This is a genomic window from Kitasatospora sp. NPDC088861, assembly GCF_044750105.1.
Lineage (GTDB): Bacteria > Actinomycetota > Actinomycetes > Streptomycetales > Streptomycetaceae > Kitasatospora.
Map to the genome: position 1 here is coordinate 52,344 of NZ_JBIVJF010000022.1, position 21,432 is coordinate 73,775.

The 21,432-nt window shown below is 68.7% G+C and carries 11 protein-coding genes; 6 read left to right on the forward strand and 5 right to left on the reverse strand.

Features of this window, described 5'->3' with window-relative positions:
* Window positions 1–246 precede the first annotated feature (246 nt).
* The 5 genes from drmB to ACIP37_RS28660 all read right to left on the reverse strand — a co-directional run bounded on the left by drmB (window position 247) and on the right by ACIP37_RS28660 (window position 12,588).
* Window positions 247–2,055: a DrmB family protein gene (drmB, locus tag ACIP37_RS28640; RefSeq protein WP_400811490.1), complete on the reverse strand. Its 1,809-nt coding sequence runs from the start codon at window positions 2,053–2,055 to the stop codon at window positions 247–249.
* Complete coding sequence (locus ACIP37_RS28645) at window positions 2,036–5,227, reverse strand: helicase-related protein (RefSeq protein ID WP_400811492.1); 3,192 nt, start codon at window positions 5,225–5,227, stop codon at window positions 2,036–2,038. The genes drmB and ACIP37_RS28645 overlap by 20 nt, the downstream gene beginning before the upstream one ends.
* Window positions 5,224–6,744, reverse strand: coding sequence for an NERD domain-containing protein (locus ACIP37_RS28650; protein WP_400811494.1), 1,521 nt, complete (start codon window positions 6,742–6,744; stop codon window positions 5,224–5,226). The genes ACIP37_RS28645 and ACIP37_RS28650 overlap by 4 nt, the downstream gene beginning before the upstream one ends.
* Window positions 6,741–11,726 carry a sacsin N-terminal ATP-binding-like domain-containing protein gene (locus tag ACIP37_RS28655; RefSeq protein ID WP_400844688.1) on the reverse strand — a complete coding sequence of 1,662 codons (4,986 nt, stop codon included), beginning with the start codon at window positions 11,724–11,726 and terminating at the stop codon, window positions 6,741–6,743. The genes ACIP37_RS28650 and ACIP37_RS28655 overlap by 4 nt, the downstream gene beginning before the upstream one ends.
* An 82-nt stretch (window positions 11,727–11,808) precedes the next feature.
* Entirely contained in the window at window positions 11,809–12,588 is a 780-nt protein-coding gene (locus tag ACIP37_RS28660) for a very short patch repair endonuclease (protein WP_400811498.1), read from the reverse strand.
* A gap of 182 nt (window positions 12,589–12,770) precedes the next feature.
* Here ACIP37_RS28660 and ACIP37_RS28665 point away from each other — a divergent pair, with 182 nt between their 5' ends.
* From ACIP37_RS28665 to ACIP37_RS28690, 6 genes are all read left to right on the forward strand, one after another.
* Window positions 12,771–14,030, forward strand: coding sequence for a DNA cytosine methyltransferase (locus ACIP37_RS28665; protein ID WP_400811499.1), 1,260 nt, complete (start codon window positions 12,771–12,773; stop codon window positions 14,028–14,030).
* A 133-nt stretch (window positions 14,031–14,163) separates the two neighbouring features.
* Window positions 14,164–16,752 (forward strand): Z1 domain-containing protein, encoded by a 2,589-nt coding sequence (locus ACIP37_RS28670; RefSeq protein WP_400811502.1) that lies wholly within the window; start codon window positions 14,164–14,166, stop codon window positions 16,750–16,752.
* Window positions 16,749–17,762, forward strand: a complete 1,014-nt coding sequence (locus ACIP37_RS28675) for a PD-(D/E)XK motif protein (protein ID WP_400811505.1) — start codon at window positions 16,749–16,751, stop codon at window positions 17,760–17,762. The genes ACIP37_RS28670 and ACIP37_RS28675 overlap by 4 nt, the downstream gene beginning before the upstream one ends.
* Window positions 17,759–19,645, forward strand: coding sequence for a hypothetical protein (locus ACIP37_RS28680; protein WP_400844691.1), 1,887 nt, complete (start codon window positions 17,759–17,761; stop codon window positions 19,643–19,645). The genes ACIP37_RS28675 and ACIP37_RS28680 overlap by 4 nt, the downstream gene beginning before the upstream one ends.
* Window positions 19,646–19,686: 41 nt before the next feature.
* Window positions 19,687–20,544, forward strand: coding sequence for a hypothetical protein (locus tag ACIP37_RS28685; protein WP_400811511.1), 858 nt, complete (start codon window positions 19,687–19,689; stop codon window positions 20,542–20,544).
* A complete protein-coding gene (locus tag ACIP37_RS28690; protein WP_400811513.1) occupies window positions 20,544–21,314 on the forward strand; it encodes a DUF6339 family protein in 771 nt (256 codons plus the stop codon). The genes ACIP37_RS28685 and ACIP37_RS28690 overlap by 1 nt, the downstream gene beginning before the upstream one ends.
* Window positions 21,315–21,432 lie beyond the last annotated feature (118 nt).

Consider the following 21,432-nt stretch of genomic DNA (forward strand, 5'->3'; position numbering starts at 1 on the left):
AGGGGTTGCACCAAGATCCCTGCTACACCACTCCACGGGACGCCATACTGCTCTGTCCGTCGCCTGCTTTGGGCGTCGCAGACCAGGAGCATAGAGGCGGCAGTCGGTTGCGCAGGTGTCCTTGCCAGGGAGACCGGGCAAGGACACCTTTCCAGTCAACCGCGCGCTTGCAGAAGCTGCCGCCGAGTGCCCCCGGTGCCCGGGAAGACCCGATGTACGCGGGGGCGCTCGTTCGACGTTGTCGCGCTACACGATCGCCCCGCGCCGAGCTTCGTCAAGGACGGCCTCGAGGAGGCCGGGCACGTCCCGACCGCCGAGGACGAGTTGGCGGTCCAGCAGGCGGTTCGCCGTCTCGCACGAGGTCTCGCTGACGAGCGCGCAGCCGTGGCATGCCGACAGGTTGAGCGAGGAGGAACCCTGATGGTCGCTCTCGATGCACACGGGATCGTTCGAGCAGACATCCGCGTCGTTGAGGGCGGCCAGTAGCAACGGGAGGAGCTTGTCGGTGGCGCCGAGTCGGACGAGTCCGCCGAGTGTGCCCTGGGCGTCGCCCGCAGCGGTGTAGATGAGGATGCCGGCGGTGCGGTCCGCACGGTCGGAGTTGGCGTAGACCCTTTCCTGGAGTGCCGCCGATGCGTAGCCGCTGGCGAACGCGAGCCGGCGGATGAGCAGGTGGGCGATCGTGTGCAGGGCGATGAAGCGGGGCTCGGGGGAGTCGAGCCGATGGGCCCACTGGCTCGCCGCGCGTCGGTCCACCAGGATCTCGGCCCGGTCACGAACCTTCGGCAGGTTCTCCCAGTGCGAGAGCCGCTCCTCGTCGAAACGGAGGAAGATCCCTTCACCGAAGACCTCGACGGCCGGGTAGACCGGCATACGCCGCCGGTCGGGGCCGAGATCGGCGGGGATGAGGTCGGCCTCGGCGTCGTGGCGCCGGAAGCCCCTGAGGGCCCGTACCTCCCGGACGCGCCGGACCTGACCGACATTGACGAGGTGGCTCGTCAGAGAGGAGGGCCACTTCGGGCCGGCGGGGACCTTCCAGCCGTCGACGACGAAGTCGCCGGCGCCGTCGTCCCTTCCGGCTTCGAGCTTCCCGAGGAACGCGGCCCACTCGCCGTCCTTCAGGTCGAGGAGGGGAGTGTCCGCGGAGTCGTCGTCCCCGGCCGCGACGCGCAGGACCTCCTCCGCCGTCACGCCGACCTCGCCCGCGATCCATCCCGCCACCATCTCCGCCTGCGGACCGCCGTTGTCGGCGACCACCTTGTCGAAGTAGAGGTGGCCTCGGATGCGTTCCGTGACCTGTGCGGACTGCGGACGTTCCTCGGGGATGTCCAGGGCCGAGAGACGTTCGGCGATGTAGTTTCCGGTGGCACCGCGCTGGACGGCGACGAGCCGGTGGTCGCAGACCTCTCCTGGCTTCGGCTCCTCCCACGGCTGGGTGCCGTCGCAACGGACGTAGTCGCGGTGCAGGGAGTCCTCGCCGGTCAGATCGGAGAGCGGGCGGGAGCGCTTGCACGCGCTGCAGTGGACGCGAAGCGCGGCCAGGCCCTCACCGTGCCGCATCGAGCGGACGAACTTCAGCTCCGTGAACGCGCGGCAGTGTCGTACGACCTCGGTGACGCCGCCGTCGGTGCCGCGGTGCGCCCACTTGAACCAGGGGATGTCCTGGATGTGGCTGCCCTTGCGGCAGACGGCGACATAGCGCATCGGCACGAGCGCGCCGCCGCAGTCGCACTTGTTGATCCAGCGGCCGTTCTTCCTGCCGGTGACCTTGGAGAGTCGCGTGCACTGCTCGCAGAACCGCCAGGCGGGGAAGCGCCAGTAGAGCAGATGGTCGGTGTCCTTGGCCGCCCGCCCGGCGTGAGCGGGCGCCTGGCGCAGTACGCCGGCGCCCAGCCGCGCCAGCAGCCGGTCACAGCTGATCTCCGGGGCCCGTTTGCGGTCCCACCACGAGGTGTCGGGGGCGATCAGAGACTCCCCGAGCACGTCCACCACGGCCCCCACCCCGAAGGGCGTGATCGTCTCCGAGAGACGCAGGTCATGCAGGATTCGTTCCACGGTCGGCTCCTTCCGACGGCTCGCGTACCTGTACGGCGACGTTCGGTTCGACGGACCGCATCGAGTCGCCGACGAGCCATCCCTCCCTGTTCTGGTTGAATCGCTTCAGCAGCGCCCGGTCCTCGGACTTTTTGTACTCGTACAGCAGCGGGGCGTGGTCGTCACGGGCGCGATTCGCGCGGTGGTCCCACTCGTTCAGTAGTCGCCACACCTGGGCCTCGGTCTCCTCGGCCTCGACGGCCTCCGAGCGGCTTACCAGGGCGACGAACGCCGAGACGATCCGTTCGACCGACCCACGCATCCGGTCGTCGTCCAGATCGAGGCGGTCTGCGGCGTCGTTTGCGGCGAGGGACGGCAACGAGTGCCGCAGCAGCGCCACGAGGGCGCCCGCCAACGACCGGTCACGGGACGCCGTCGACCAGGGGGTGACGCTCGTCGGCTCGACGTTGCGGTAGAGCGCTTCGTGGAAACCGCGAAAGGACTCGAAGTGTGAACGGTCCCGTGCCCGGTTGGAGCGGAACAACGTCGTGACGATGCCGTTGTTCTTCCCGCGGCCGACCCGGCTGGTGGCCTGGATGTACTCCGAGGTCGTCTTCGGCTGGCCGACCATCAGCATCAGGGCCAGGCGGGGGATGTCAATGCCGACGGAGAGCATGTTGGAGGACAGAACGACGTCGACGGCGTCTTCGGTGGTGTCGACGCTGCGGCCGAGTTCGCGCAGGTCGTTGGGCAGTTCCTCCGGGCCCCGCCTACTGGTGAGCTCCAGCACCCGCCCGGCCCTGACCCGGCGCAGCGGTAGGGCCAGCCGGTCCGAGCGCGGTTCGAGACGCCCGTTGACGTCGTCGACGACCAAAGACCCGGTGCGCCCGAGCTCGCGGAGGCTGTTGTGGTACATCACGGTTGTCCAGTACGAGTCGCGCGTCCCTCCCGAGTCGGGGGTCCGGGCGAGCACTTCCGGGATCTCGATCAGCGGCGCCGCCGCGGAGATGACCGCGGAGACCTGGGACAGGGACTGCGGCATCAGTCCGACGTAGAGACGGCCCTCGCCGCTCTCGACGGGACGGGAGAAGAAGGTGCGGTCCCCGTCGAGCCCCGCTGGCGGATACAGGGCGACCTCGCGCCCGTACAGCCCTCGGACCTGCTCGCCGGAGGCGCGGATCGTGGCCGTCGAGGCGATGATCTTGGGTGGGGTGTCACCCCGGCTCAGGAGCAGCTGGATCACGGCGTCGAAGACGGCGACCGTCGTGCCGAGCGGGCCCGAGAGCAGATGGAGCTCGTCCTGGATGATCATCGACGGTTGCAGGTACGGCCTACCGAGACCGAGGAGGGCGCCCGCCGCGGTGTTGAACTGCAGGCGGGCGAACTTGTCGACGGTCGCCAGCAGGATCGTCGGCGGATCCTCGTAGAGGACCTCATCGACCACGGCCACGGGGAGCCCTCGGTTGAACCGGCAGGCGCCGTCCGTGCAGTGGACGAGGACGTCGTTGCCGACGAGCCGGAAGCCGTACCGGGCCCGGTCCATGTTCCTGGATTCAGGTACGAGTGGGACGCCGCACCACGGACACCCCTCGATCTGGAACTTGTTCGCCTCCTCGGGCTTCGCGGCCTTGTGGAGACGGTCGAGGGCGCCCTTGGCGTCGGCCCTCGAACGGGGAGTGACCTCGTTGCCGACCCAGAGCCCGATGGAGAACCGGGCCATCCCCGCCGCCCGTGGGTCGTCGTGCCGCAGAAGCTCCATCGCACAGACGAGCGAGGCCGCGCGCTGGAACTGCTGGGCCGTCAGGAGGCGAAGCGTGTAGCGGGTGATGACCGCGGTGCCGGCGCCCTTGGTCCCGTGGACGAGCCGGCGGCGGAAGATCTCGACCGCCGCGAGACCGAGGTATGCCTCCGTCTTGCCGCCACCGGTGGGGAACCAGATCAGATCGACGAGTTCCCGGTCGCCGTGGGCCTCGTCGACGGTCGAGGCCAGCGCCACCAGCAGGAAGCCGAGCTGGAAGGGGCGCCACCGGGGCTCCTCCACGTTCTCCGAGGCCCCCTCGCGTCTGATCGAAGCCTGGCGAATCTGCAGCCTCATCGCAGCCATGCCCAGTGCGAACGCGATCCTCAGCTTCTCCTGCCCCGGGTCTCGCAGAAGGTCGACGCCGTCCGCCATCCGGTCCGCGGCGGCGCGTGCCCGGTCGGTGATCGCCCGCGCGACCGGGGCGTCCGCGCCGAAGTCCTTGACGCGCCCCTGCTGCTCCGAGACCCAGTCGGAGAAGGACCGGACGAACGCGTCGAGCATTGGCACGACCTCCTCCGGTCGGGTGTCGATCCGCGACAGGTTCTCCAGCAGCAGTGCCCGGGCCGCCTCCGAGTCGACGTCGAACCCGACGGTCTCCACGGTGGGCACCACGAACGACGGCACGGGGGCCAGGAGGACGCGCGTGCACACACCGTCCTCGACCTTCCAATCGGCCGCCATGCCGTGTCCCACCGCGTAGACCTTCTTGTCGCGGTAACGAAGGCGCAGTTCCGCCGACTCGTCGTCCACGTCGAAGGACCGCGGGACGTCGTACTCCAGGATCCGGCCGCCGGGAGCCGGCATGGCGTGGAGCGCGACCTGGAAGAGCATCCGGGCGATGTCCTTCCGGTCATTGTCCTGCGACTCCGACCGTACGCGTGCGTGGACCGTCACCAGATGGGCGTCTCCGTGGGGACGCCACCTCGAGCCGATCTCGAACTCGACGTCGCCCGCCCGGAGTGCATGCGGGGCGAGCTTCTGAGCGAGCTCCAGTCCCTTGAAGGAGAACGGGCGGCGCCGCCAGCGCGGTGGACCGTCGTCCGCGATCGGCTCGTACGTGCCTCCGGAGAAGTCGCAGAGCACCGTGGACTGGTCCGTGACGAAGGAGATCGCGACGGACGACGGGCGCCAGTCCTCGGCGAGGGGCGCGGACGCGGCGCCTTCCTCCACCTCTCCCCGGGGTACGTCCGCCTCGACGTCGTCGTCCGCGATCCCGGCCGTGGACGCCGGTTCCGTGGTGGGAGGACCGAACGGCGCGGGCGGGAACAGCATCCCGACGGCGTACTGTCGGTCCGGCAGGTTGAACACCACCTCTTCGTCGCCGCCGTCCGGTCCGACGTAGGCCGCTCGAAGGTGCTTCAGGGCGCTCCTCTGCGCCGCGGTCATGCTCATGCGGTCTCCAGCTGGTGTCGGACGAGCTGTTGGAGGCGCCGCCTGTCGTCCTTGGACGCGACGATGTGCAACGAGACACGGGCGCGGGTCACCGCGACGTAGAGCGCCGCCGTTCCGGCGTCGTCGAAAGTCGTGGGCAGATCGCAGACGACGACGTGTTCCGCCTCCAGGCCCTTGGCGTACCGCGGGCTCGTCACGACGAATCCGTCGTCTGTCCTGGCCGGAGCGGCACCGGACGCGACGTCGACAATCCAGACGTCGTCCTTGCGGACTCCGTCGGTGACCAGCTTCCGGGCGACGGCCGCGGCCTCGTCCATGCCGGTGTCCCCGTCGGGTGTGTGCCACTGGACCTTCTCGCCGTGCACGATGCCCGGGTCCCCGACGTCCGCGGCCAGGTACTCCTGGACCATGTGCACCATCGCCCGGGTATTGCGGACGTTGAGGCTGAGGTCGAACAGGGAGGCCTCGGGTTTGACGAGTTCGAGGACGTCCTCGTCGAAGTTGCCGTCGACGTGCGCCTGGTTGTTCATGTCGAGGAACATGCGCCATCGGCCCGCGGCCCGGCCGCCCGCGACGACCTGGTCGAGCGTGTCCATCGCCTCGGCGGTCATCAGGTCCTGTGCCTCGTCGACGAACACGGCGTCGTAGGTCTTGTCGGGCCCGAGCCGGTGGAACGGGACGACGTCGATGTCGAGGCCGACCACGTGGGGGGCGAAGAAACGCAGGAGCTCGGGGGAGTGGAAGGTGATCAGGACGGAGCGTCCCTGGTCCGCCTCCTGCTTGGCCGCTTCCGCGAGGACGAGTGACTTGCCCGTGCCGGCGCCGCCGAACACCATGATTCGGGGGTTGCGCGCCATCGAGGCGAGGACCCGGGTCTGGCCAGCGGTGGCGTGGTTCTGCTCCTCGATGACCGCGCCGCGCTGGGCGTCGACGACGGGCATGCGCGTGAACTCCCCGAACAGGCGCGTGCGCAGCTCCTCCGGCCGGGCGAGCCTCCGGTTCCCCGGAGGCGCCGCCGACGCCTTCGCGATCGCGTCGAGGGCGGCCGTCAGCCCCGCGACGGTCATGTCGTCCTTCGCCAGCCAGTGGGTCGGGCGCCATTCGATCGCGTGTGGGGGCGTGGGGATGTCGGGCGTGACGACGACGGCCTCGTGCGCGAACCAGCCGGCGCCCTCCTCCTGGAGGACGTCCCTCAGCGCGTACATGGCGGACTCGGCCTGCTTCATCGGAGGGTCGGACAACTTGTGCCAGTCGCCACGTCGGTCGACGCTGTACCACTTCCCGTCGTGCTTGCCGACCCCGCCCCCCTTCACCTCGACGACGATCACGACCTTCTTCCACAGGATGACGAAGTCCGCCTCCGCCCGCTGCTTGTAGGCGTGCGAGCGCAACCGCACCGAGTGGAAGGCGACGGCCTCGGGATCGCCCTCCACGTCCCGCAGCAGACGGGCGAGCCGGAGCTCGGCGTCGCTCGCGGCGTTGCGCTCGATGTCCTTCAGACCGGGAACCAGGATCACGCGCGCTGCTCCTGCCAGAGGTCCTCGTACTCGCGGTACCCGAGGAACGAGTTGATGTCTCCTCCGAAGTTGTCGGCCATGTCCACGATCAGGCACATCTCCTTTCCACCGTTCTTCGGGCCGCGCAGGCCGCGGCCGGCCATCTGGATGTAGGCGTTGGGGCTGAAGGTCGGACGGGCGATGTAGAGCGCCCGCACGCCCGGTGCGTCGAAGCCCTGGATCAACAGGTCGCAGTTGGCCAGGACGCGGATCTTCCGGTCCTTGAACCGTTCGATGATGTCGCGGCGCTCCTGCCGGCCGGTCTGTCCGCTCACCGAGGCCGCCTCCACGCCGCGGTATCGCAGCGTCGCGGCGAGTACCTGGGCCGACAGGACGCTCGGGGTGAACACGAGCACCGGCCAGTCCGGATCGCGGCTGATGATGTCCTCGACCAGGGTCTTCATCCGAACGTGGCTCTGGCCGATGCGGTCCAGAACGGTCGGACTGATGCGTCGCAGTCGTGTGGCCTCGTCACGCTCCTCGTCCTTGAGGACGACCTTGATGCCGTCGAGCACCTCGTGCTCGACCCGTGCCAGCACTCCGCGCGCGACGAGCTCCTCGTAGACGTTCCCCTCGAACGCCTTGAGCTTGTGCTTGCCGAACCGGCTGGCGAGAGCGGCTGTCCCCGTCGTGGACCTGCCCTTGAAGGGCGTCGCGGAGAGTCCCACCAGAGGCCGTTCCCAGCCGCGGCCGGCCACGCCGAGCCAGTTCAGGATCCGGGTGTAGCGCTCGGACTCGCCCGCTCGGTGCCCCTCGTCGACGATGACGGCCGAGGCCCTGCTCAACCACTCGTACTCGGCCGCGCCCAGGACGACGTCGAGCTTGGCGTCTGTCGCCACCACGACGCTGAACTCGGTGTCCGGCTGGTGTACGACGTTGTTCTCCCACAGACGCCCGATCGTCAGCGGACGCTCGTCACCGAGCCCCCGCCACACCGTGCTCCAGGTCTGGACGGCCTGCTCGCAGAGCTCCGACGACTGCGCGATCCACAGCACAGCGCCGCGGAGACGGCCCTCGATGAAGAGCGTGAGCACGGTCTCCACCGCGACACGGGTCTTGCCCGCACCGGTAGGCAGTTCCACCATCGCCTTCCGATGGCGGCCCCCCTCCTCCCGAAGAGTGAGCACGTCGGCCAGCCGGCGACTGATGTCGGCCTGGAAGTCGTGGAGGTCGTTGAGCTTCACGGCGCCCGGGACGACGAACTCGGCGGGCTGGCGTTCGGTCCGACGGCCGGCGTACTCGGCCGGAAACCCCATCCTCCGCAGCCAGGAGACGGTAAGAGCACCGCCGGCCCACGTCGTCGGAACGTCGGGGAAGCCCATGTCCCGGAACAGGGTGACGAGCAGTCTGATCGAGTCCGCGCCGTAGACCTTGAGGAAGAGGTCGGCGACGGAGGTGTCGTCGTCGACCAGACCCTGTGCCTCGAGCGCCTGCCACAGGCCCTTGGGCAAGGCGTCGCGCAGGTCGTCGGGGCCGATGTAGACGTCGAGCCGCTCCTCGTCGCTCGCGGCGGCGAGGGCCTCCTGACGGAGCAGTTCGAGTCTGTCGCCGATGCCGGTCTTGCGGACGTCCTCGAGCTCGGCGTTCGTCAGGCGCAGCTCGAAGGCGTCGTTGACGATGCGCAGGAGGCGTTGGTCGTCCGCGTCGCCGCGGGCGACCAGATCGTGCCCGTCGAGGTGCCACTCGAGCGAGTCGTCCTCGACGCCGTCGTCCTTGGTCACCCGCTTGACCACCTGGACGGCCCTGGTGATCGTGGCGTCGACAAGGCGGTCGGCCACGAGTGTGCCGCGGAGCCCGGTGAAGACGTCGAGCACCCGCTCGCTCTCCTGGACCCCCTCGACGATCATCGAGAAGGCGAAGCTGTCCTCGAACCGGCCGCAACCGGCCAACGCGACGAGTTCTTCGGCCTGCTCCTCCGTCACCCTCAGGCGGGGGCGCTGACGTGTGGAGAGGTAGTCCTCCTGCTCGTCTGTGGTGGCGAGATACACCGATGACGGGGAACGTCGCTCGATCACGCGCCCCACCCTGGCGGGGATACCGGGGGGTCGGGTACCGGGATAGGCGACGCGGCACGCCGTGCGGAGGAAGTCGACGAGCACGGTGTCCCGGGTGTTGGGATCGAACAGCGGTGCGTCGAGCGCCTCCCTGAACACATGGGCGGGCACGGCGTCGAGCTCGTCCGGCAGTTCCAGGACGTCGGCCACCCGCTGCGACCCCTTGAACAGCGGAAGCAGGCTCGCGTACTGCACGAGGGACGGCGCCACCACGTCGGCGGGCGCGTGGAAGCCCCGGTTCGACTGCAGCAGCCCGGCCTGCTCCACCGCCCAACGGACCGGTGGCCGGACGGCGTGCACCGCGCCCGTGTCGAGGTCCTCGCAGGTCCAGTCCGGGTCGCCCGTCTGAAGCAGCCCGGTCGTCCAGGTCGCGCGCAAGTGCTTCGACGCGTCCGCGTCGCGCAGGAGCAACAGGACGGAGAACGGACCCGGACCCTCATTTCGGAGGAAGTCGATGTTCTGGATCGGACGTTCACCCGGGCCCCGTTGGGCGTTGAGCGTCTCCAGGACCCACTCCCGGTACCGCCCGAGGCACGGCTCGTCCTCGAGCGCGTAGTCCTTCACGGGGGCGCGGACGACCCCGAGCCCGTGGGCGACCTCCGGCAGGCAGCGCTTGCGGTCCAACGACCTCCTCTTGTGGTCGTCGCCCCCCAACGGCTCATCGAGGTCGAGGACTTGGTGGGGCCAGGCCCAACCGCCCTCGAGCGTGGGTACCTTGACCGTGGCCGGGTGAGCGGCGAGGGCCTTGAGTGCGACGGCGCCGGTGACGCCTCGGACCGCGGTCCAGAGCTTGACGAGCTCGTCGTCGCCCGACACGGTGGAAAGGGCGGCGAGGCGCGCGTTGAGGATCGCGAGCGGGTCCAGGTCCCGGAAACCTGTTTCCCTGAGGCCCGCCTCCACTCCCGGTTCTGCCAGGAAGCTCGGGGAGACGAAGACCGCCCCCTCGATCTCGACTCCTTCCTCCTGGTGCAGGAAGACGGTGTTCCGGTCGCAGATCGCGTGCAGGCCGTCGGTGGTGGGGATCACCTTGGCCCGTTCGATGTCGGGCAGGTTCCGGTGCCCGAGCGCGAACTTGAACGCGTTCGCCGCGGACGGCGCGTCCGTTCCCTCGGCCCACTCGCGTAGCCAGGAGAGAAGCCCGCGCTTTCGCAGCTCCGTCAGCGCCCGCTTCATGTCCCGGTCGTCCTGGCCGAAGACATTGCGGGACGTCGACGCCGCGAAAAGCTGCCGAAGACGGGTGAACCGCTGTCGGGACGCGTAGCAACGCCAGTGCGGAACGTCGTCGCCGGTGTTCGGGGAGTGGATCCACGCCTGATGGACGGTCTGGTCGACCTCGACGGCGAAATCCAACGCGGTGAGTTCGGAGGAGTTCCGCAACGTGCCCGTGGCGTCGGGGACGAGCGCGTGGGAGGCCGAGATCCCCGGCATGAACGCGCACAAGTACTCGTCGCCGAACGAGAGCTGTTCCCTTCCTCGCGCCGGCATGTAGTCGAAGTGGGCCGCCTGGTCGTCGGGTGTGGCCACTAACGGCAGCACGTCGACGAACATCGCCGACAGCGTCTCGAGGATCTCCTGGTTGTATTTGTTCCTGAGCAGCGTCGTCCGGTCGTCGTTCACGCTCCACGGGGCGTTGAACAGCGCCGACGCCGAGGTCTGGTCCTGGAGCGGGAAGTAGGACCAGAACCGCCCGATGCGCTGCCTCGCGTGGCGCCTCGGAACGGCGACGGTGACCTTGACCTGGTTGCGGGAGACGGCCTCCCCGACCTGCCGGCGTGCCTCCGGGGAGGGCGTGTGCATCCGGTTCTCGACGATCCACTCGTCGCCGTTGCCGTCGGGGTCCTCGATCCTGAAGACGCCTCCTCCCAGGTCCCGGGACGTGTGCGTCGTCTCGAACGAGTCCTGCCCGAGCACCCTGAGCCGCACCTCCCGCACGGCCCCGGCGAACAGGAGGAACTCCGAGGAGAACTCCTCGATCTCCTCGCGGATCCTGCCGAGGCCGGACGCGTCCGAGAGCTTCACGACGGTGGACGCCCACGACGCGAGCCCCGCGAGAACGGGGTCCTCGGCGAACGCGGCGTCCGGGTCGAGGACCGTTGCGGTGCGGAGGACCGGATACCGCTTCACGGCAGCCGTGATCTTCGCGAGCTCGCCCCGGGCCAAAGGCGAGTTGAACTCGAACGACACCGAGCGGCTGAACACCTGAGGGACGCTCGAGACCGCGAGAACGGACTTGAACCCGAGACCGAAACGCCCGATCTCGTCGCCCCGCTTGCCGCTGAGGTGCGCGTGGGTGATCGCGGTGAGCCCGTTCCTCGAGAACGGGCGACCGTCGTTGGCGCAGTAGAGGGTCCGGTTCTGCGTGTCGAGGACGATCTCGACACGGCCGGTGAACCCGCCCTCGTCCCCGCCCACGCCCGACATCGCGTCGGCGGCGTTCTGAACCAGCTCCAGGAGCGTGCGGGTGGCGTATCCCCCGACCCGGATGGACTCCTCGTGGTTCGCGTGCTCGGAGACGAGGTGCGGGTTCGCCCGGTAGGAGGCGATGGCTCTGGCGAACTGGGTCTCGACCTCCTCGACAAGACACGAGTCCGGTGTCCAGGACAGTCGTTCCGTCGTCACAGGTGTGTACTCCTCGCGTCCGGGTCTTCCGCGCTGCGGCCAGTCGTACATCCGCTCGGAGCAGTCTGAGACTTCCTGGAGCCACGCGATGTCGGGTAGGGAAACCTTCTGTGGGCGGGGTCGCCTGCGCCGCCCGCCAGGTGATTCGTGAAGGCGCGCCTCGGGCGTCCGACGACGGCACAGTCGGCCGCGATTCGGGCTGTGTGCCGATCCTTCAGTCCGTCCCCCGCATGTCACCGCTTGCTGGCAGGACGTGCACGTCCCCCGCACATCCCCACTGCACAGGACTCTAGACCAACGGACCTGACGACACGACGGATCCGGGATGAGAGGCCGAACCGAGATCTTCCGATCAGTGACGGCCCGCCTCGTGAGCCCGGTGGACCTGTTCGATGACCAGGCGGGCCGCCTCCTCGGCGGGGACGTGTTCCCAGATGCGGATGACCGTCCACCCGTGATCCTGCAGCAGCCGTACCGTCTCGGCGTCGCGAGCCCTGTTCTTCTCCAGCTTCTCGACCCAGAAGTCCCGGTTCGTCGCGGGCACGCTGCGATGTTCCGGGCAGTAGTGCCAGTAGCAGCCGTCCACGAAGACTGCGACCCTGTCCCTCGTGAAGACCACGTCGGCGGTCCGGCGCAGGGTGGGGACCGGCCGGGCGGACACCCGGTACCTGAGCCCGGCCCGATGCAGCAGTGACCGCAGGCGCAGCTCGGGCTTGGTGTCCCTGCCCGTGTTCGAGCGCATGGACGCCCGCGTCCCCAGGGAGGAGGCCCACGAGTCCGGAGGGAGGGAGGCCTCGGTCAGCAGTCCGGCCTCCTGGGCCAGGTGCCAGCCCTCGCGCAGGTTGGCGGCTCGCGTGGGGTGATCCACCTCACCGAGGGACACGGTCTTCGACCGTCCGTCGGCGGACCAGCGCAGGACCGCCTTGATCCGGCCGGTCCGGGCGGACCTGTTCAGCACGACGCTCGCGGGCCGGAGTCGTCCCTCGCCCGCGTCCACCAGACGGTGGTCGTAGCCTCCGGCGGCCCGGTCCTGTTCCTTCGAGCGCTGGGCCGTGTCCAGTCCCGGCTTCGGCCGCCATGAGCGGTCCGTCGAGCCCGGCTTCGACGACCCGCCGGGAGCTGCGACAGCCACCGATGATCCCCTACCCGTCGTGTGTGCGGTACGGAGTCGACGATACGGCCGTGGGTCGACGCCGGGGTCCCGCCCGTCGGAACGGGGCGGAATCAGGGCCGGCGCGATGCCTCCTCGCGTAGTAGAATCCAAGTTTGCGCTGTGTGTTGTTCCTGATAGGTCCGGCCGGCTAGAGTGCCTGCATGGCCGACACCCCCTCCACGATCAGCGCATTCGACCCGCCTCGCAGCGGTAAGACCCCCCGGGCCGGGGACTTCCGGGTGATCGATCTCTTCGCGGGTTGTGGCGGCTTGACCAAGGGGTTCGTCGACGCCAGGCACCACGGGAAGTCGCTGTACCGCCCCATCGCCGCAGTGGAGCTCGACAAGGCCGCCGCGGCCACCTACGAGGCGAACTTCGGCGCTCACATCCATCAGGGCGACATCGCCGAGTGGGTGAAGCGCGAGGCGGGGATCCCCAAGGCCGACGTGGTCCTCGGCGGTCCCCCGTGCCAGGGGTTCTCCAGGCTCGGAAACCAGGATCCCGACGACGAGCGTAACCAGCTGTGGCGCCACTACCTGACCGTCGTCGCTGCGGCCGAACCGAAGTTCTTCGTGATGGAGAACGTCGACGCCTTCCGGCGGTCCCCCGAGTTCGCCCTGCTCGTGAACGAGACCCGCACCGGGGGGCTTCTCGAGGACTACCTCATCCGGCATGAACTGATCAACGCCGACGATCACGGTGTGCCGCAGCGCAGGAGGCGGACCATCCTCGTTGGGGCGCGCAAGGACCTCATCGCCCCGGGCGCGGGCAAGCGGCTCGACCAGCTCTCGGAGATGGAACTCGTCGCCCTGCTGATCCCCGCACCTACCGTCGGCCGGCCACGTACCGTCTGGCAGACGATCTCGGAACTCGTCCTGAAGAAGCAGACCCCGCAACTGCCCACCCGAGGGTCGACGGTCAACGGCGTCCCGGGTCCGTTCTCCATGGAGGAACTGCACCTCCGGCGAAGCGGCATCACCCAGAAGTCGATGGAGCGCTACGCCTCCATCCCGGAAGGCGGGAACCGCTTCGATATCCCGTTCGACCTGCTGTCCGCCTGCTGGAAGAAGCACAAGAGCGGCTCCGCCGACGTCATGGGCCGGATGTTCCGGGACAAGCCTTCCGTGACGATCCGGACCGAGTTCTTCAAGCCGGAGAAGGGTCGGTACCTCCACCCCTGGCTTCACCGCCCGATCACCCATCTCGAAGCGGCGCTCCTGCAGAGCTTCCCCATGGACTTCAAGTGGTGTGGAAGCCGCGGCCAGATCGCCCGCCAGATCGGCAACGCCGTGCCCGTCGGTCTGGCGCGCGCCATCGCGGAGCACCTCGCACCGCTTCTGGTGGCTCAGGTCGAACAGCTTCCCTCGCCCGCTCCGGAGCGGCGCCGTCGCGCCAAGGAGCTGGCCCTCGTCGCCGCCTGACAGTCGGGCCGCGCGCGACCGCGACATTGGTGCGTATGGGAACGATGGTCGCGTTGCTGTACGGTCGTCACGTCGTGGGGTCCGGCCGAACAGGGGTTTCGTGTCGGGCCGGGTGTGGGGCGGAAGGGGATCCGTGGACGAGTTCGACGCGCAGTACGAGCAATTCCGGAGCTTGATCAAACTGCATACGCCGGAGCAGGCCCTGGCGATGCTCAAGCTGTTCCGGGTGGACGAGGACATCGTCAAGCGCATCGGCGAGCGCCACCAGCGGGAGACCATCGAGATCCGCGACAAGCGCCAGCCCGGCTCGGTCGTCCGCAACAACCGCGAGACCTGGTACGTCGGCCCCCAGGAGGGCGACCGCTGCTGGCCCGCGTTCCACGACCTCCTGGGACGGCAGCCGTCGTGGCACGGCGACGGCCTTCGGGACCTCGACGCCGCCTCCACCAAGGTCGTCTCGCTGCTCGACCACCCCAAGGAGAAGAAGTTCTCCACCCGTGGCCTCGTCGTGGGCTACGTACAGTCCGGCAAGACCACCAACTTCACCGCTCTGATCGCCAAGGCCGCGGACGCCGGATATAAGTTCTTCATCGTGCTCGCCGGCATCCACAACGGTCTCCGCCGACAGACCCAGCTGCGGCTCGAGCGACAGCTCCTCCAGCCGGTGATCGACCAGTGGCACCCCCTGACCGGAGTCGACGGCGACTTCGAACCGCCCGCCGGCAACCCCGCCGCGTTCTTCACCCACAAGAGCGAGCAACACGTCCTGTGCGTGGTGAAGAAGAACGTCCCCAGGCTCAGGAAGCTCAAGGACTGGCTGGAGAAGGCCCCCGAACACCTGAAGAACTGCCCGACGCTCATCATCGACGACGAGGCGGACCAAGCGAGCATCGCGTCCAAGCGGACCAACCCGCTGATCCGCGAGATCATCGACCTCTTCCCCCGGGGCGGATACGTCGGATACACCGCCACCCCCTTCGCGAACCTCCTCATCGACCCGACGGCCAAGGACCTCTATCCGCGGGACTTCATCGTCAACCTGCCCAAGCCGCGCGGCCACTTCGGCACCGAGGTCCTGTTCGGGCGGGAACCGTTCGACGGGGAGGACCCGCAGGAGGTACCCGACGGCTACGACATGATCCGGACCGTGCCCGAGGAGGAGGTCGAACTCGTCCGACCGGGCCGGGACGAGATTGACGGATTCAGCCCAGAGATCGACGGCTCCCTCCGCACCGCCGTCCTCTACTTCTGGCTCGCCACAGCGGCCCGACGCGTACGCGGACAGGGCGTGCCCCACTCGACGATGCTCGTCCACACCAGCGTCAGCACGGTGGTCCACCAGAGCTTCGAGGAACCGCTCAAGCGCTTCAAGTCCACGATCCTGGACATGATCACGGCCGAGGAACCGGAACTTCTCGACGAACTGCGTGAACTGTGGGACACGGAAACGGCCCGGGTGCCCGCGGCGGACCTCGGTGAATGGAAAGTGCCCTTCGAGGAGCTCCTCCCGAAATTCCCCGGCGTCGTCGACGACTGCCGCGTCATCCTCGACAACTCCAAGAGCCTCGAACGTCTCGACTACGAGACCGGCCCGATCGTCGCCATCGCCGTCGGCGGCAACACGCTCTCCCGCGGCCTGACCCTCGAAGGCCTCGCCGTCAGCTACTTCGTCCGAGGCGCCTCCACCTACGACACCCTGCTCCAGATGGGCCGCTGGTTCGGATTCCGCGACGGTTACGCCGACCTCCCCCGCATCTGGATGACCGACGAACTGCGGGACTGGTTCCGCCACATCGCCACCGTGGAGTCGGAGATGAGGCGGGACATCGACTCCTTCATGATCGAGGACAAGACCCCGCTGACCTTCGCCGTCCGCCTTCGCAATCACCCTGCGCTGCGCATCACCGCCGCGACCAAGATGCGGGACGCGGTCAAGGCCAGCGCCGCCTACGGGGGGCAGCGGGTTCAGACCCGCTACTTCCGCACCGCGGACGCGGAATGGCTCCGGGCCAACCGGAAGGCCGCCGGCGAGCTCGTCGAACAGGCTCTCCGCGTCGGTGGGGCCCGTCACGAGGATCGTTCGGCCCAGGGCCGGCACCTGTTGCGCGACGTTCCCTACGACATGGTCCTCGACTTCCTCGGCCGCTACCGCTTCCACGAGAAGTCGATGGACTGCGACGCGGATCTGCTCCGTCGGTACGTGGAGAGGCGGCTCAAGGCACCGGGCGGTGGGGCGTTGAAGCGGTGGAACGTGGCGATCATCGGCAAGCCGCTCACCGAGGATCCCGACGCCGCCTACGAGTTCGCCCCAGGCGTCGCCGTGAACCGGGTGATCCGTGCGAAGTTGGAGAGCGCTCACGACGCCGCCGACATCAAGACCCTCATGAGCCGTCGGGACGCCGGCGTCGACCTCGACCTGAGCCGGTTCGAGGAGATCACGGAGAAGGTCCTGAAGGTGGCCCGCCAGACGCAGTGTCCCGAGACCGCTCTGCTGACCCTCTATCCGATCGACCGGATCTCGCCCCCCACGAAGGAACGCCGCGTACCGCTGGACGCCGCCGACCACGTCATCGGGGTCGGTCTCGTCTTCCCCCTGCCCCGCGGTGAGGACAGCGAGGTCGAGTGGTACAGCGCCGATCTCTCCGGCGTCGTCCACGACGACGAGTTCGACACGATCGACGAGGACGAGCTCGCCCTCCTGATGGAGGACGACGGCAGATGAGCGCGCCCGGCCTCCGTCTCGTCCTCGACGAACACTGGCGAGGTCTCGACGTGGCCCCGGTCGCGGAGGGACACGTCCTGAGGACCTCCTCCCTCCCGGTGACGACTGCCCACGGTCCGCTCCTGGCGGCGGTCGACGCGGACGGTATGAGGCACCTGCTGATACCGCTGGCGACGCGACAACGACTCTCGGCGGGCGTCGCCGGTGGATCGCTCCGGATCTTCGAGCGCCCGCTCGAAGACGACGATAGCTACGGCCGCTTCGCCGACGTAACCTGCACCAACCGCGAACTCGACGACGTGTTCACCGGCCTCTGCCATGACGTGCTCGTCGCGCTGGCCGCCGACGGTGATCGGCCTTACCGCACCGCCCGCGCGGTCGTGGAACGCTGGCGCCGCCTGTTCAGCGGTGGCAGGCGTCCTCTGACGGACGAACAGGTCGTCGGTCTCTTCGGGGAGCTCCTCGTCCTGATCCGCCTGCTGGAAGGCGACTCGGGAGCCGTCCGCCACTGGGCGGGCCCCGAGGGGGAGCGACACGACTTCACCGACGGCCGCCTGGCCGTGGAGGTGAAGAGCAGCACCACGGTCTCCGAAAGGAGACTCCTCCAGGTCCACGGACTAGACCAACTCGAACCGCCGGAGGACGGCGAGCTGTTCATCGCCTGGCAACGGCTTCAGCCGGATCCGCGAGGACGCACCCTCGACGAACTCGTGACACACGCGAGGGAACTGTGCGACGACGAGGTCGCGTTCCTGTCCAAGCTCGCCCGCCTCGGCTACCAGCGGTCCGACCAGGGTCAGGAGGGCCAGCGGCTCTCCCCGGTCGAGAGCCGCTGGTACCCCGTCGACGACGGGTTCCCGAAGCTCACCACGACCTCCATACCGGGCGCGGAGGTACCGGCGGGGGTCCTCGACGTCCGCTACACGGTGGACCTCGCCAGCGTCCGGACCGACCGCCTCGACGACGACGCCGTGAACGACGTCCTCGCCCGGATGGGAGAGCCGACGTGACAACGACGCCACGCTGGCTGTCCGAGTCCTACGGACCCGGTGGAGGAGGAGCGGCCGAGGGCATACTCCGACACCTCGACGCCACCGAACTTGATCCGCTGACCCTTCTCGTCCGCGAGTCGGCGCAGAACAGCTGGGACGCCCGGACCGGCGACGGCCCGGTCGACTACCGCGTCGAGCTGCGTTCCCTGAGCCCCACCGAAGCGCCGATCTGGCGGGACCTGCTCCTCGAGAACGCCCCCACGACCGAACACCTCGAACTGCGCGCCTCCCTCGCTCGACCGGTCATCCGCGTCCTCACGGTCACCGACACCGGCACCAAGGGGCTCGGCGGCCCGACCCGCGCCGACGTCGTCGCCGACGGCGACAGCGACTTCGTCTCCTTCGTCCGCAAGACCGGCAGCTCCCAGGACCTCGACAGTCGCGGCGGCACCTACGGCTACGGCAAGGTGGTCTTCCACCTCGCCTCCAAGCCGCATACGGTCCTCGTCCACACCCGCTGCCGGGCCAGCGGCCGCCTGGAGACCCGACTCATCGGCTGGGCTGTCAACGAGAGCTACAGCACCGACACCGTCGAGGGCCCGAAGACGTTCACCGGCCGGCATTACTGGGGACGCGTCCAGGACGGATACGTCGAACCGCTCGTCGGCGAGGAAGCCGACGAGGTTGCCCGAAGGCTCGGCCTGAGGGCGTTGCCCGAAGGCGAGACCGGCACCACCGTCGCGGTGATCGAACCCGGATTCGGAGAGCGGGACGACGCCGAGGCGATGCGCTGGATCGCCGACGCGATCGTCTGGAACCTCTGGCCCAAGATGCTTCCCGAAGGCGGGCAACCGCCGATGCGGTTCTCGATCACGTACGACGGGACGGACGTCCCCGTCCCCCGTCCGTCCGAGGTACCGCACTTGCGCCCGTTCCTCTGGGCCCACGGCGGCATGAACGTCCTCATCGAACACAAGACGAGGAAACGACCTCTGGGACGCTTCGGCGTACGCAAGTTCATCGCACCCCCCGGCAAGCCGCCGAGAGCCGCCCAGGAGGCCGGAATCGGGGGCCGGCTGCATCACACTTGCCTCATGCGCCCTGTGGACCTCGTGGTGAAGTACCTAGAAGGCCCGCCGTTCTTCGAGGAGCACGGGGGCTACGCCGCCGTCTTCCGCGCCGACAAGGGCATGGACCGCACCTTCGCGCTCTCCGAACCGGCCAGCCATGACAACTGGATGGTGGACCGGCTGCAGGACCTGGACGAGCGCAGGCTCGCGAAGCACGCCCTGAAGAAGATCGCGGACGAGATGAAGGCCGCCTCCGGACCCGCGGCCGTCGTGAACAACGCCGGGGACGGAGTCTCGCTCGCGGGTATGAGCAAGATGATGGCGGGGCTGATGGCGGGAGCCCCCGGACTCGGTGGCTCCGCGGTCTTCCCGGCGACCGGCGACACACGGTCCCCGGGACCGGCCAGCGGCAGTCCGGGCACCGACGCCTCGAACACCTGGGAAGCCGGGTCGAACCTGCCCGACCGCCCCGTGACACACGGCCGACGTGGCGCCAGGCTGCGCTACCTGGACGAGCCGTTCCACGACACCGTGGACGGTCGCGCCGTCCTCGTGCAGAGATTCGAGCTGGTCGACATCGGAAAACAGACGGTCCGAAGCCGACTCGCGGTGGCGCTGAACGACGCCCTGGGTCGAGAGGGCGAACCGCCACGGGGCGCGTTCGTGCCGACCGTGCTCGGGTGGCGGTCGGACACGGGGGAGATCCACAGATCCGATGAACTCTCCGCGGAGGGAGGCGACGGGCGGGTCTGGGCGCTGATCGTCACGCCCGCACCCGACACCGTGACCGAGATCGTCATGGTCTCGGAGCGTAAGGGCGGTGACGTGTGAGCCGTCGGGCCTACCCTTACCGACGCCCGCACCCGCATGCGGTGACCACCGACGGATGGCTCCTCAAACAGGAGGACGGCGAGGGCGTCCCGCTCCCGCCCTCGGTCGTCGACTGGGACTACCAACGCGATCTCGAACTCGAATGTACCGTCGAGGTGGACCTCGACACGGTCCGAGAGAGCGCGGCGCTGCCCCCGGACGCCGAACTCGCCCTCACGACCGTGTGGAGCTCGTCCGGCTCCGGCCTACGCATGCTTGCGGCCGAGGAGCGACTGACCGACGAGGGGAGGCGATCGGTGCACCTGGCCTTCACGGTCCTCGGACGAGACAGCGGAGGCGTGCTCTCGATCGACACTCAGATGATTCTCGCCAAGCACCTCGACAACCCCGACCCGACGGGACCACGGCGCGCCGGCTCCATCCTGTGGCAGCACCGTAAACAGGTCCGCCTCCAAGGAGACGCCTCACAGTTCCCGATGGCCGTCGTCGACTTCGCGGAGGCGGGCTATCCGGAGGACGCACCCTGGTACCTGGACATCGGGCCCAACCTCGAAGCCGCGACCATGGGCGCGGTCCTGCTGCTGGTCAACAGCCGAACCACGATCGTCCTCGACGCCATGCGGAAGGCCGAGAAGGCGACCCACGCGGAACGGCTGATCCAGTCGGCACTCCGTCAGGACGTCGTGCGGCTCATGATCGAGCACGCCGTCGGCAACGAGGACCTCGACGACGAATCGACCTTCGAGCCGGACACCCTGGGCCACATGCTCCTCGGCGCAGTCCGCACACACCTACCCGGCACGCCGCTGGCCTCGCTCAGACTCATGCGACGCAGCGACCCGTCGTACTTCTCCGCCTGTGTGCAGAGTGCCGTCGGCCTCTTCGCGAAGGACTCGTGATGGCGTATCTCTACCCACGCCTGCTCGCCGGAGCGGCCAAGGAACTGAGGGCGTCGTACCTCGACAAGTCGCCCGACGAACTGAGCGGCTGTGCCGCGCAGTCGCACCTCGCCATGTTCTACGCCGCGACCGGTGGCGTACGGCTACCCCCGGAGCGACTGCTGAGGCTTCGGGCCGCCATCGTCGACGCGGCCCGCGAGAGAGGCTTCCCGGCCCCACACAACCGGAAGCAGGCCGGCGGGTTCGACATCGCCGTGGCCGAGATCCTCCATCGGGACTCGGGGATCATCCCCGCCGAGGCGGTCGTGGGCGATCTCTGGGCCTTCCTCTCCCTCGTGGTCATGCCCGACGTGGCCGCGTGGCGATACACCGACTTCCACCACGACCGGGTCCTGGGTACGGACGTCACCCGGCACGTCTTCGGTCGTCTCTGGTGGCGGGCCCATCTCGTCCACGATCGGGACGTTGAGTCCGAGGACCTCTACGCCGCCCTCTCCGTCCTCGGCGAGTCCGCCTTCGACCAGATCTACGCCCGCCGGACCTCCATCGGCGGCAGCCCCCACATCGTGCGCGGGATCCTCAGGGTCTGGCAGACAGTAGATATCCCCCTGGAGACGGTGACCGAGCGGGGCTTCCTCCGAGACCTCCTGAAACGGATCCTGAGGCTTCAGGCCTTCATATCCTTTGACTCGTTGTCCGTGGAGGACCTCGACGGAGAGCTCCGGACGCTCGTCGATGACTCGCTCCGAAGCTTTACCAGCCGAAGGTAATCGGAGTTCGTGGACTCTAACCTCGCCGGCCGGGAGGGTGGATAGTGGCCGGGGCTGTAGGGGCCGGTTTCGCGAACATTCATCCGGCGGCCATGGCCGAGCATCCCATCAAGCAGTC